At 63.4% G+C, this 11,253-nt stretch carries 14 protein-coding genes and 1 riboswitch; of the genes, 3 read left to right on the top strand and 11 right to left on the bottom strand.

Going from position 1 to position 11,253, the window contains the following annotated elements; genetic code table 11:
• Nucleotides 1-245: 245 nt before the first annotated feature.
• Nucleotides 246-680 carry a hypothetical protein gene (locus tag M2427_RS16545; RefSeq protein ID WP_280707483.1) on the top strand — a complete coding sequence of 145 codons (435 nt, stop codon included), beginning with the start codon at nt 246-248 and terminating at the stop codon, nt 678-680.
• A 57-nt stretch (nt 681-737) separates the two neighbouring features.
• Here M2427_RS16545 and M2427_RS16540 read toward each other — a convergent pair whose 3' ends face one another.
• Both M2427_RS16540 and M2427_RS16535 read right to left on the bottom strand, forming a co-directional pair.
• The gene (locus M2427_RS16540; protein ID WP_280707482.1) at nt 738-1,430 is read right to left on the bottom strand and encodes a glutathione S-transferase family protein; all 693 of its coding nucleotides are present in this window, start codon (nt 1,428-1,430) and stop codon (nt 738-740) included.
• 20 nt (nt 1,431-1,450) lie between these two features.
• Entirely contained in the window at nt 1,451-1,843 is a 393-nt protein-coding gene (locus tag M2427_RS16535; protein ID WP_280707481.1) for a hypothetical protein, read from the bottom strand.
• Nucleotides 1,844-2,113: 270 nt separating this feature from the next.
• Between M2427_RS16535 and M2427_RS16530 the strand changes: the two genes are divergently transcribed.
• A complete protein-coding gene (locus M2427_RS16530) occupies nt 2,114-2,551 on the top strand; it encodes a VOC family protein (RefSeq protein WP_280707480.1) in 438 nt (145 codons plus the stop codon).
• Between the two features lie 116 nt (nt 2,552-2,667).
• Here the strand turns inward: M2427_RS16530 and M2427_RS16525 are convergent, their stop codons facing one another.
• Nucleotides 2,668-3,315 (bottom strand): glutathione S-transferase family protein, encoded by a 648-nt coding sequence (locus tag M2427_RS16525; RefSeq protein WP_280707478.1) that lies wholly within the window; start codon nt 3,313-3,315, stop codon nt 2,668-2,670.
• 273 nt (nt 3,316-3,588) lie between these two features.
• Entirely contained in the window at nt 3,589-4,119 is a 531-nt protein-coding gene (locus M2427_RS16520; protein ID WP_280707477.1) for a mismatch-specific DNA-glycosylase, read from the bottom strand.
• Nucleotides 4,120-4,169: 50 nt separating this feature from the next.
• On the opposite strand from M2427_RS16520, the gene M2427_RS16515 reads away from it, so the two are divergent.
• Nucleotides 4,170-4,715, top strand: a complete 546-nt coding sequence (locus M2427_RS16515) for a phosphohydrolase (protein ID WP_280707489.1) — start codon at nt 4,170-4,172, stop codon at nt 4,713-4,715.
• A gap of 15 nt (nt 4,716-4,730) precedes the next feature.
• Here the strand turns inward: M2427_RS16515 and M2427_RS16510 are convergent, their stop codons facing one another.
• The 7 genes from M2427_RS16510 to M2427_RS16480 all read right to left on the bottom strand — a co-directional run bounded on the left by M2427_RS16510 (nt 4,731) and on the right by M2427_RS16480 (nt 11,146).
• Nucleotides 4,731-5,513: a hypothetical protein gene (locus tag M2427_RS16510; RefSeq protein WP_280707475.1), complete on the bottom strand. Its 783-nt coding sequence runs from the start codon at nt 5,511-5,513 to the stop codon at nt 4,731-4,733.
• 239 nt (nt 5,514-5,752) lie between these two features.
• The gene (gene thiC, locus M2427_RS16505) at nt 5,753-7,651 is read right to left on the bottom strand and encodes a phosphomethylpyrimidine synthase ThiC (protein ID WP_280707474.1); all 1,899 of its coding nucleotides are present in this window, start codon (nt 7,649-7,651) and stop codon (nt 5,753-5,755) included.
• A gap of 24 nt (nt 7,652-7,675) precedes the next feature.
• Nucleotides 7,676-8,302 carry a thiamine phosphate synthase gene (locus tag M2427_RS16500; RefSeq protein ID WP_280707473.1) on the bottom strand — a complete coding sequence of 209 codons (627 nt, stop codon included), beginning with the start codon at nt 8,300-8,302 and terminating at the stop codon, nt 7,676-7,678.
• On the bottom strand, nt 8,289-9,071 hold the full coding sequence (locus tag M2427_RS16495) for a thiazole synthase (protein WP_280707472.1): 783 nt from the start codon (nt 9,069-9,071) through the stop codon (nt 8,289-8,291). The genes M2427_RS16500 and M2427_RS16495 overlap by 14 nt, the downstream gene beginning before the upstream one ends.
• Before the next feature lie 4 nt (nt 9,072-9,075).
• Entirely contained in the window at nt 9,076-9,273 is a 198-nt protein-coding gene (gene thiS / locus M2427_RS16490; RefSeq protein ID WP_280707471.1) for a sulfur carrier protein ThiS, read from the bottom strand.
• On the bottom strand, nt 9,264-10,289 hold the full coding sequence (locus M2427_RS16485; protein ID WP_280707470.1) for an FAD-dependent oxidoreductase: 1,026 nt from the start codon (nt 10,287-10,289) through the stop codon (nt 9,264-9,266). Before M2427_RS16485 ends, thiS begins: the two co-directional genes overlap by 10 nt.
• A riboswitch (TPP riboswitch) is annotated at nt 10,277-10,421 on the bottom strand. (Overlaps the previous gene by 13 nt.)
• Nucleotides 10,422-10,615: 194 nt before the next feature.
• Nucleotides 10,616-11,146: a lytic transglycosylase domain-containing protein gene (locus M2427_RS16480; protein ID WP_280707469.1), complete on the bottom strand. Its 531-nt coding sequence runs from the start codon at nt 11,144-11,146 to the stop codon at nt 10,616-10,618.
• Between the last annotated feature and the right edge of the window lie 107 nt (nt 11,147-11,253).

Raw genomic sequence — 11,253 nt, 5'->3', positions numbered from 1 at the left:
GCCGTTGCTCGCAAGCTTCTCACCATCCTCAACGCCATGCTCAGGGACCAAAAACCATGGCAACCCGCTTGACAAAGAACACAGTCGCTGAGGAGACCGCGAAGCGGTTGTCTCGAAGGACGAGGCGCGCGCTCAGGTCGCGCAAAACGCTCCCACTCCCATCATGTTGCCGCCGTGATCGATCGGATAAATTGCGGCGTCTGATTCGCTTTTCCTTCCCAGAAAATAGCTCCCGGAGACGCCCCATGAAGATTGCTTCCACCTTGCGTGCCGCGCTCGTCGCCATTGCCGCGCTCGGCGGCCTTTCGACCGCGGCGCAGGCCGACGGCGGCACCGTGGTGCTGACGATCTACAAGGCGGGCTGGATCATCGGCGGCTCCGGCGGCTCGGGCGTTCTGAATTTCCGCGGCCGCTCCTATGCGCTCTCGACCGGCGGACTCGATTACGGCCTCGTCTTCGGCGGCTCCAAGACCGTGCTGCGCGGCCGCGTCTCCAACATCTTCAGGCCCTCCGACGTCGCCGGCGTCTATGGCGCCGCGGGTGCCGGCCTCGCCGTCGGCCGCGGCGCTCGCGCCATCGTGCTGAGCAACCAGAAGGGCGCGGTGCTGGAACTGTCGGGCTATCAGACCGGCCTGATGGCGAATGCGGATCTGAGCGGGCTTGCGATCACGATGCGGTAGAAGATGGTGCGTAGGGTGGGTTAGCCGAAGTCGTAACCCACCCTACGAGACCTCGGACTACCCGCTCACCATCGCATGAACCCGCTCGCAATGCGCGACGAGGTTTTTGTGTGCCTCGACGAACGCCTTCAGCGGCGTCGGGATCGGGAAGTAGTGGATATTGGCGATAAAGCCGTAGATGCCGGCATCTACGCTGGTCGGCCGTTCGCCATCAACGAAACCGCTCGCGGGCACGATCTCGGCCAGCACCTGCAAGTCGGCAAGTCCCCGCGCGTAAGCCTGCTCCGGTGTGTAGCGGCCGATGCCCTGGAAATGATAGCGCTGGGCATTGTAGGCCTTCGCCTTCTCGAAGCCCGCAGCGTCGATCTGCGGATGCTGTGCGATGAAGCCGTCGCGGAACGCGGGATAGTAGCGCTCGTCCTTCCAGCGCGAATAGCTCATCACCCAGTAGAGATCATCAAGCATGCGCGTGACGAGGTGATGGGTGCGGCGCTGCGCAGGCGACAGCGCAGCATCGATGGCGAGGCGATATTTCGTGATCGCATGCGCGATGATGGTCTCGCTGTCGCCGATGGTCTCGCCATCGTCGACGATATAAGGCAGCTGCCCGCGCGGTGCGGCGGAGGCATCGAAGACGTGCTCGTGCACGAATGGGACGCCTGACAATTTCAGGAAAGCGTAGACCTTGAGCCCGTAGCCGTTGTTGTCGGCGACGCCGAACAATTGCGGATAGGAATAGAGGGTCAGCATCGCGGCACCTCCTAAAAAAACTATGGGGCTGGTTCGTTCGCCCGTTTGTCGGTGGAGACCGCCTTCGCGCGCTTGCCGGAGCGGATCATCAGGAACGATCCCGATGTGCCCGGCAGCCGCCAGCGCCCGTCGATCTCGGTCGCTTCCCCGTTCATGATGCCGTCGTAATGGACGGTGTCGTAGCCGTAGCCCGGCGGCTCGTAGCGCTTGACGAAGGACACGGCGTGGCCTGCGCGATGACCCGTGATCGAGGCGTTGTGGGTCCGCAGCGGGCAATGCGGATTGGAGCAGGGTTCGGTGACGTGGCCCGCGAGCGCGCCGCCGGTCTCGACCAGGGTCGCCGTGAACGTGACCATTCCCGTGCCAGGTTGGATGTAAGTGCCGTCCCAGACACCGGAAAGATCGTCGCTCATGACGGCGGTTTCCTCGACAAGTGCGCCGGTTGAGGTCCGGCTGTTTCACCTCAAAGGTCTTCCACCCAAAGTCGTACCGCCGTCGTGATGCGCTTGCAATAGTCGCCGGGCGATGTCCATCGATTGGATGAGGGGCGGTTAGACCGTTTGGTGGACCGGGGAGGGGGGCGAAAAATTCCCATGCCGCTGTCGGAACGACGGGCCTTGCCTCGTCCTCGGGATTGCGGCTTGCAGCCGCGTGTCCGGTCCGAGACAAAAGGATAGCCGCATATGACTTCAATCACGCCGTTTCTCTGGTTCGACAACAACGTTCCCGAGGCCGTTGCCTTCTACAAATCAGTGTTCCCCAACGCCAAGGTCGAGATGGTCAGCGACTTCATGGCGGTGTTCGAGCTCGAGGGCCAGCGCTTCCACGCGCTCAACGGCGGGCCGCAGCATCGCTTCAACGAGGCGGTGTCGTTCTTCATCAGCGTCGAGACGCAAGCGGAGGTCGACTACTTCTGGAACCGCCTCACCGCCGACGGCGGCGCGGAATCCCGTTGCGGCTGGCTCAAGGACAAGTTCGGCCTGTCCTGGCAGGTGGTGCCGACGGCACTCGGCCGCTATCTCGGCGATGCCGACCGGGTGAAGGCGAACCGCGTCATGCAGGCGATGATGGCGATGCGCAAGATCGTGATTGCGGATCTGGACAAGGCGTATGCGGGGTGAGGGGATGAGGGTCTCGTAGGGTGGGTTAGCCGAAGGCGTAACCCACCATGCTTCCAGGTATGCCGGACGACGTTGGTGGATTACGCCTTCGGCTAATCCACCCTACGACACTGCGCCTAGCCCGACGCCGCCGTGAACACCGCGAGCTGCGCATCGAATGCGCGGCGGAAGGCTGGACGGGCTTCGCCGCGGGCGACGTAGGACGCGAGGGTCGGATAATCCTCGAGGATGCGTGATGCATTCAGCCTGCGCAGCACCGTCACCATCAGGAGATCGCCGGCGCTGAAGGCGCCGTCGAGCCAGTCGGCGCCGCCGAGGTGGCGGGATAATTCGTCGAGCCTGATTGAGGCGCGATCCCGCAGGATCGGCAGCCGCTCCTCATACCAGCTCTCGTCGCGTTCCAGCAGCGTCGCCATGCCGAGCTCGACGATCGGCGGCTCGACGGTGTTGAGCGCGGCAAACATCCACGCGATGCCGCGCGCCCTGGCGCTCGCCTCGCTGGGCAGCAGCCCGGCATGATGCTCGGCGATATGGAGCACGATCGCGCCGGTCTCGAACATCGTGACATCGCCGTCCTCATAGGTCGGGATCTGCGCGAACGGATGCAACGCAAGATGCCCCGGCTGCTTCATCTCCTCGAACGACACCAGGCGAACGTTGTAGGGCTGCCCGACTTCCTCAAGTGCCCAGCGAACCCGCATGTCGCGCGCCTGTCCCCGGCCGCGGTCGGGCGAGTTTGCGAAGGCGGTGATGGTGGGGGGCATGTGGGGGCTCCGGGGTGGTTTGGGGCGGTGTGCAGAGGACGAACGATGAGGGCGGATTCCGACAAGCTAGCTTACGTTCGGATGCGGCGGAGTTGGGTTAGTCCACCTTAGCCAAATTCACGGTGTCGTCCTGGCGAAAGCCAGGACCCATACCGCGGAATCTATCGATTGCGAACAGTCGCAGTACCAGGCCACGAGTCTTCGCCAAATTTTGCGTTGGGGTAATGGGTCCTGGCTTTCGCCAGGACGACGGATGAGCATGACGAGCTATCGCTAACCCACCTCCGCCGCAATCCACGTCGCCAGTTCCCGCCACGGCTCGATCATCCAATGTCCTGACGCAGCACCCGACGGTGAAGGCAACACAAAAATCTCCGGCAAGCCCGCATCACGCGTCTGCCGCCCCAGCGAAATCCCGCTCGACGGCTTGCCGTAAAACAAACTCGCCGCCTTCTTGCTCGTGAACGCAATCGTCCGCGGCCGATATTTTTCCATCTTCGCCCTGAACCCCGGAACGTCGATCGCCTCACGCGCGATCTGGTGATCCATCCCCGCGCCCGACTTGGAGAGATCAGTGAAGCCGATCCCGAGATCGATCAGGGCCGCGAACTCGCCCGGCTGATAGCGCCGCGGCGTGATGCCGGCCTCATGCAGCGCGCGCCAGAAGCGGTTGCGGGGATGGGCGTAATAATGCCCAAGCTCGGCCGATCGCGTCGAGGCAGCGGTGCCGACGAAGACGAGGCGGAGGTTTTCGCGGAGCTGGTCGGGGAGGCGGTGGAGGGAAGCGTTGGGCACGTCAGTCATCCAGGCTACGCTCGCTATCACTTCCATCCGTCGCGTCCTATACTTTAATGATGAACCGCGAGGAACTATCCGCCGCCTATGCGGCACCTGGTCGACACTACCACAACCTCGCGCATATCGAGGATTGCCTCGGATTGCTTGCAGGGGTGGATGGTCTCTCGGCGCACGAGCGTGACATTCTGTCGGAAGCGATCTGGTGGCATGACGTCGTCTATGTTCCATCCCGACCGGACAATGAGGAGCTCAGCGCCCAACTGGCTGAACGACATGTGCGCGCCGATATCAGCAGCGAGGTCGGCCGCCTGATCCGGCTGACGAAGACGCACGACCTCGCGGCGGATGACCGTCTCGGCGCCATCCTGATCTCGATCGACCTCAGCATTTTGGGTGCCGAGCCAGCCCGATATGACGCCTATGCTGCGGCCATCCGGCAGGAGTTCATCCATGTCAGCGATGCCGATTTTCGCGCCGGCCGCGCCGCGGTGCTGCGCCGGTTCGCAGCCCGCCCGGTCATCTATCCCGACGCCGGCTTCGCCGCGAAATACGATCGGCGCGCCCGCGACAATCTCGCGCGGGAATTGGCGGCGTTGAGTTGAGCTGCGCAGGGTAGGTTAATGCAGCCTAGCCCACCAATCGTCCAGCGTCCTGCGTGCTGTCACGAGCATTGGCACAAGCAATCGCCCTGCGACGGTCATGCAGTCGGGGTCGTTCTGCTCTTCTTTCTCCTTGAGGATGCCGGCAGCAACAAGTGCGGCGCGATCATCCGGGCAAAACTCGGATGATTTTCGATCCAACTCCTCGAGGCTGAGAGAAGTTGCGAGAATGCAGGCGCCCGTGCCGCGATGTCCTGCTGTCTGTGCGATCGATTTCAGAATCAGCTTGTAAGCGCGCGTCGCTGTTATCTGGCGGTCCCAAGGGGATTGCAGCCACCAATTGCCGGCAACGATCCGCGCGGTAGAGACGACGCCGACGTGGTAGGACGTTGTTTCGTCGCCAAAGTATGTAGAAAATGCATAGCGCCAGTTCCAAGCCTCGACCTTCATATCGAACGGAATAAGAAGGTGCTTGAATGAAGGCGTATTTCCTTCGTTTTCCGTTCGCCGGATGAACCGGTCTGCCACTTTGGTGACCTCGAATTGCGTGGGCGTTGCGAGCAATTCGGATCCGAGCGGAAAGTCTAGAGCTTGCACAGAGACGGGGGCGGTGAGCACGCGCCGAAGCGCGCAAACCAACGGTCGAACGAAGTCCGTGCGTTTCAGGTCTGACTGGATGTAGAGCACGACTTCCGCAGGCGCGATCGGCCGGGCAACCTCGCGCGGCTGCTCCTGCGCCAGTGCTCCTGACGCCCGAGCGAGCAGGAAGAAAAATATCAGATGGTGCAATCTGTACTTCAAAGGTGCGGTTCCGTTTGCCTCACATGTCTGCTTTCTACCTTATATCGACATCAAATTAACCAGCAACCAAGAGGTGCAGAGGCTTCACAGGTTGGTTAGCGAAGTGCAACCACCATGTAAAAGAAGGAAGCGAATGACGATTTCGCGCTCGCATATCAAGCGATTGCCGTATGCCGCAAATAGAAAAGGCCGGTCGCTTCGGCGCCCGGCCTGTCGTTTGATGGGTGCGAGCTATAGCTTCACAACACCTTATTGCTTTCCTTCACCTTCTCCGCATCCAGATAAACGCTGCTCCCCATCTCCTTGAACTTCGCGCTCATCTTGGCCATGCCGTCTTCGGCCGTGCCGGCCATCGACATGCCGATCGAGTTCGGATCGTTCAGCGTCGCGGCATAGTCGCGGACGTCCTGGGTGATCTTCATCGAGCAGAACTTTGGCCCGCACATCGAGCAGAAATGCGCGACCTTGTGGGCTTCTTTCGGCAGGGTCTCGTCATGGAAGTTTTTTGCGGTGTCCGGATCGAGGCCGAGGTTGAACTGGTCGCTCCAGCGGAAGTCGAAACGGGCACGGGACAGCGCGTCGTCGCGCAGTTGCGCGGCTGGGTGACCCTTGGCGAGATCGCTCGCATGCGCCGCGATCTTGTAGGTGATGACGCCGGTCTTGACGTCGTTGCGGTCGGGTAGCCCGAGATGCTCCTTCGGGGTGACGTAGCAGAGCATGGCGCAGCCGAACCAGCCGATCATGGCCGCACCTATCCCTGAGGTGATGTGGTCATAGCCCGGCGCGATGTCCGTCGTCAGCGGTCCGAGCGTGTAGAACGGCGCTTCGCCGCACTCCTTGAGCTGCTTGTCCATGTTGATCTTGATCTTGTGCATCGGCACGTGGCCGGGGCCTTCGATCATGACCTGGCAGCCCTTGTCCCACGCGATTTTTGTCAGCTCGCCGAGCGTCTCCAGCTCCGCAAACTGCGCGCGGTCGTTGGCGTCGGCGATCGAGCCCGGACGCAGGCCGTCGCCGAGCGAGAACGAGACGTCATACTTACGCATGAGGTCGCAGATCTCGTCGAAATGGGTGTAGAGGAAGCTCTCCTTGTGATGCGCCAGGCACCACTTCGCCATGATCGAGCCGCCACGAGAAACAATGCCGGTGACGCGGCTGGCGGTGAGGTGGATGTATTGCAGGCGCACGCCGGCGTGGATCGTGAAGTAGTCGACACCCTGCTCGCACTGCTCGATCAGCGTGTCCTTGTAGAGCTCCCAGGTGAGCTTGACCGGATCGCCGTCGCACTTCTCCAGCGCCTGGTAGATCGGAACGGTGCCGATCGGCACCGGCGCGTTGCGCAAAATCCACTCGCGGGTGGTGTGGATGTTGCGGCCCGTCGAGAGGTCCATCACGGTGTCGGCGCCCCAGCGGATCGCCCACACCATCTTCTCGACCTCTTCCTCGACCGACGACGTCACCGCCGAGTTGCCGATATTGGCGTTGATCTTGGTCAGGAAGTTGCGGCCGATGATCATCGGCTCGAGTTCACTGTGGTTGATGTTGGAGGGGATGATGGCGCGGCCGCGCGCGATCTCGCTGCGGACGAACTCCGGCGTGATGAAGGCGGGGACTTCGGCGCCAAAGCTTTCGCCGTCGGCAAGGGCTGCTTCCGCGCGCTCGAGCTGCTGCTTGCGGCCCAGATTCTCGCGCGCGGCGACGTAGATCATTTCCTTGGTGATGATGCCGGCGCGGGCGAATTCGAGTTGGGTGATCTTGTGGCCGTCGAGGCCGCGCAGCGGCTGGTGATAGGCGCTGAAGGCACGCGCGGCCTTGTCGGCGGAGACGCTGCCATTGTCCTCCGGCTTGATCTGCCGGCCCTGATATTCCTCGACGCCGCCGCGCTCCAGCACCCACTGCTTGCGGTTGCGGGCAAGGCCGGCGTTGACGTCGATGGTCACGGACGGATCGGTGTAGGGGCCCGAGGTGTCGTACACCGGCAGGTTCGGCTCGCCGGCGCCTTCGGAGAGGATGATCTCGCGCAACGGCACGCGCAGATCGGGCGCGGCGTCGGGCGATGCAAAGATTTTGCGCGAGGAGGGAAGCGGGCCGGTGGTGACGGCGGGGACGGTTTTGTCGGGGTTGGAGCGAATGTTCATGGGATCCTCCGTTGTATTTCTGGTTCAGGCGGCTTTGGCGGGGGCGCCAAGCCATTGTTTGACCCGTGCATCCGGGTCGGCATTTTGGGTGACATCACTGACGACCGCGATGGAATCGGCGCCCGCGGCAAAGATCTCCGCGGCGTGCTCGAACTTGATGCCGCCGATCGCAACCAGCGGAATGCTGCCGATACGCTTCTTCCATTCCGTGATTTTCGGAATGCCCTGCGGGGCGAAGCGCATCGATTTGAGGGTGGTGAAGAAGATCGGGCCGAGCGCGACGTAATCGGGCTGCGCTTTAAGCGCCGTCTCAAGCTCCGCGTCGTCATGCGTGGAGACGCCGAGCGACAGGCCGGCCTCGCGGATCGCCTTGAGGTCGGCGTCGGCGAGATCCTCCTGACCGAGATGCAGATATTTCGCGCCGGCGACGATCGCCGCGCGCCAATAGTCGTTCACGACCAGCTTGGCTTGCGTGCCTTTGGTGATGGCCAGCGCATCGGTGACGATCTGCAATGCATCGGCGTCGTTCAGCTCTTTCGCGCGCAGCTGGATCGTGCCGACGCCGAGTTTCGTCAGGCGCTCGACCCAGGCGAGGCTGTCGACGACGGGATAAAATCGATCAGGATACGCGTTGCGATCAGGATACGGCATGCCAGAACGGAGTCCCAACGACAGGGGTGGAAGGGGAAGCGAAGTCGCGGGCGTTCATCAGCCCGGCTTCATATGCGGTGCGGCCGGCCTCGATACCGAGGCGGAAGGCTTTGGCCATCGCCACGGGATCGGCGGCCTTGGCGATCGCGGTGTTGAGCAGCACGGCGTCATAGCCGAGCTCGAGCGCCTCAGTCGCGTGGCTGGGCGCGCCGATCCCGGCATCGACCACCAGCGTGATGTCGGGCAGCCGCTCGCGCAACAGCTTGAGCGCATCGCGGTTGATGATGCCCTTCGCGCTGCCGATGGGGGCGGCCCACGGCATCACGACCTTGCAGCCCGCGTCGACCAGGCGGTTGGCGACCGAGAGATCCTCGGTGCAATAGGGGAACACTTCAAAGCCATCCTTGATCAGGATGGCAGCGGCTTCGACGAGGCCGACGACATCGGGCTGCAGCGTGTCGTTGTCGGCGATGACTTCCAGCTTGATCCAGGAGGTCGCGAACAATTCGCGCGCGAGTTTTGCGGTCGTCACGGCCTCGCGCACCGTGCGGCAGCCGGCAGTGTTCGGCAGCACCGTGACGTCGAGCTCGCGGATCAGCTTCCAGAAGGCGTCACCCGTCTTGCCGCCGGCGGATTCGCGCCGGAGTGAGACCGTGACGATGTTGGAGCCGGAGGCGCGGATCGCGTCCTGCATGATCGCGGGCGAGGGATAGAGCGCGCTGCCGATCAGCAGGCGCGAGGCGAAGGTCTTGCCGTAGAAGGTCACCATGGTTTCAGCCTCCCTGCCGCGGCGTGATGATCTCGATCTCGTCGCCGGCCTTCAACGCCGTTTCAGCCCAGCGGCTCTTCGGCACGACGTCGTAATTGAGCGCGATGGCGAAATGCGTGCCCTCGTAGTCGAGCTCGGCGAGCAGCGCATCGACGCTGGCTGAATTGATTTCACGTTGCTCGCCGTTGACGGTCACGCGCATTGCATCACCTCGTTGTCGATCTGGCCGCGCTCGACGAAATTGAGCGTCAGCTCAGCGAGTGCGGGGGCGATCAGGAAGCCGTGGCGGTAGAGCCCGTTGACGCTGATCTTGCCGTCGCGCACGCCGATGCGCGGCAGATTGTCGGGATAGGCCGGGCGAAGGCCCGAGCCGAATTCGACGATGTGGGCCTCGCCAAAGGCCGGATGCACGGTATAGGCCGCGCCGAGCAGCTCCAACGCTGAACGCACGCTGACGCCGGTGTCCTCGGCCTCGATCGAGGTTGCGCCCAGCATGAACAGATTGTCCTCGCGCGGGATCACGTAGAGCGGCCAGCGCGGATGGATCAACCGGACGGGGCGCGACAGCTGCACCTCGCTGGTCTCGATCAAAATCATCTCGCCCTTGACGCCGCGCAGCTCCGGCTGTTCGTCGCGCGCACCGAGGCCGCGGCAGTCGATGACGAGGCTTTTAGGATTAAGGTTTGCGAGATCCTGGGCGGTGACGTCGCTGCCGAACTTGATGGTGCCGCCGGCGGCGCGGATGCGTTCGTGCAGCTTCGGCAGCACGCGGCGCGGCTCGACATGGCCCTCGGTCGGGAAAAACAGCGCGTCGCGGAAGCGGCCTTCGAGCGAGGGTTCGAGCTCGGCGAGGGCTGCGGCATCGAGCCGGCGATGGCCCTCGGTCATCCGCGCAAAGCGCTCGAAATCGTTGCGCTCGCGCGGATGGGCGACTACCAGCGAGCCGTTGAAGGGGGTATCGGGCAATTCGCGCCGCCAGATGTCGAGCGAGCGCAGGCCCAAGCGGCTGATGATGGGCTCGGCGACCTCGGCCTCGCAATAAGGCGCGAGCATGCCGCCGGCCCAATGGCTGGTGGCGTCGGTCATCCCTGCGTCACTGCGCTCGTGTAAGGTCACGGCGTGGCCGGCCTGCGCGAACAACAGCGCCTGCCAGGCTCCGGCAATGCCTGCGCCGATGATGGATACCGGTGAATCCGGTCGCTTGGTCGTCTGCAACATCCCTGTCCCTTCGCCGGCATGACCCGGATCAGGTTCAAAGGGTCACCGCGGTCCTGGGCCAGCTTGCTGAAGTGCAGGCTTGCCCATTTAGCGGTATCTCAGCTCCTCCTCGGAGCACCCCTCGGAACGGCTCTAATGTAGGCTAGTGGGGCAGGGTGGTCAACGCGTTTGGCTGGAACCCCACCGTGTGTGCCCCGGACGCGATGCAGCGCGCCGCCCTTGCGGCGTGATGCGTCGCAGAGCCGGGGCCCATTTTTGCTGAGACTGCTGGGTCCCGGCTCTGCGCAGCAACGCTGCGCGTTGCAGCGCGTCCGGGACACGAGAAGCTACTTCAGGGCCTGCGCCCGCGCATTGCGGATATGCTGGGCGAGCTTCTTGTGCTGCGGCGCGCCGAACATCGGCTGCGGATTGCCGTTCGGCTCGAGCTGAGGCTCGAAGCTCGCCTGCTGAATGGCCTGCTGGCGCTGCTGCTTTGCAACGTAGTAATAGCCGCCCGCGAAATAACGCACGGCCCGGTCGTGGTCGCCATTGGCGGCGTGATAGGCGCCGGCGAGGTACTTCACGGCGTAGGTGAGATTGGTGTTGGGATCGCGCAGGCCGCTCGCATCGCCGGTGTAGCCGAGGCCGCGCGCGGTCGCGAGCTTGATCTGCATCAGGCCAATGGTGCCGCCATGGCCGACAAGGCCCGGCTGATAGCGGCTCTCGCGCATGATGACGCGATGCACCAGCGCCTCCGGCACGCCGTTGGCGCGCGCATGCATCGCGACCATCTCGGCGTATTCGGCCTGGCCTGCGACTGCTGCCTGCGACGACATCAGTCCGGCCGCGAGCAGCGCGGCGATGCGTAAGATTTTCATCAGATATCCCAGAGGTCCTTGCCCGGTTGCCCTTAGGCCTGCCGAACGCGGCGATGATGTGACCAAACGCCGCCGTTGACGATTTTGCGGCGCAGAGCCGCTGTTAT

Source organism: Bradyrhizobium sp. BR13661 (genome assembly GCF_029892425.1).
Taxonomy (GTDB): Bacteria; Pseudomonadota; Alphaproteobacteria; order Rhizobiales; family Xanthobacteraceae; genus Bradyrhizobium.
Note: the sequence above shows the minus strand (reverse complement) of the source record. Positions and strands in the feature narration are given on the sequence as shown.

Bases quoted from the DNA above. Each gene is read 5' to 3' on its own strand.
- M2427_RS16525 (WP_280707478.1), bottom strand. From the start codon at position 3,315: ATGCCCCCCACCATCACCGCCTTCGCAAACTCGCCCGACCGCGGCCGG.
- M2427_RS16545 (WP_280707483.1), top strand. From the start codon at position 246: ATGAAGATTGCTTCCACCTTGCGTGCCGCGCTCGTCGCCATTGCCGCG.
- M2427_RS16530 (WP_280707480.1), top strand. From the start codon at position 2,114: ATGACTTCAATCACGCCGTTTCTCTGGTTCGACAACAACGTTCCCGAG.
- M2427_RS16540 (WP_280707482.1), bottom strand. From the start codon at position 1,430: ATGCTGACCCTCTATTCCTATCCGCAATTGTTCGGCGTCGCCGACAAC.
- thiS (WP_280707471.1), bottom strand. From the start codon at position 9,273: ATGCGCGTGACCGTCAACGGCGAGCAACGTGAAATCAATTCAGCCAGC.
- M2427_RS16535 (WP_280707481.1), bottom strand. From the start codon at position 1,843: ATGAGCGACGATCTTTCCGGTGTCTGGGACGGCACTTACATCCAACCT.
- M2427_RS16520 (WP_280707477.1), bottom strand. From the start codon at position 4,119: ATGACTGACGTGCCCAACGCTTCCCTCCACCGCCTCCCCGACCAGCTC.
- M2427_RS16495 (WP_280707472.1), bottom strand. From the start codon at position 9,071: ATGGTGACCTTCTACGGCAAGACCTTCGCCTCGCGCCTGCTGATCGGC.
- M2427_RS16500 (WP_280707473.1), bottom strand. From the start codon at position 8,302: ATGCCGTATCCTGATCGCAACGCGTATCCTGATCGATTTTATCCCGTC.
- M2427_RS16485 (WP_280707470.1), bottom strand. From the start codon at position 10,289: ATGTTGCAGACGACCAAGCGACCGGATTCACCGGTATCCATCATCGGC.
- thiC (WP_280707474.1), bottom strand. From the start codon at position 7,651: ATGAACATTCGCTCCAACCCCGACAAAACCGTCCCCGCCGTCACCACC.
- M2427_RS16515 (WP_280707489.1), top strand. From the start codon at position 4,170: ATGAACCGCGAGGAACTATCCGCCGCCTATGCGGCACCTGGTCGACAC.
- M2427_RS16480 (WP_280707469.1), bottom strand. From the start codon at position 11,146: ATGAAAATCTTACGCATCGCCGCGCTGCTCGCGGCCGGACTGATGTCG.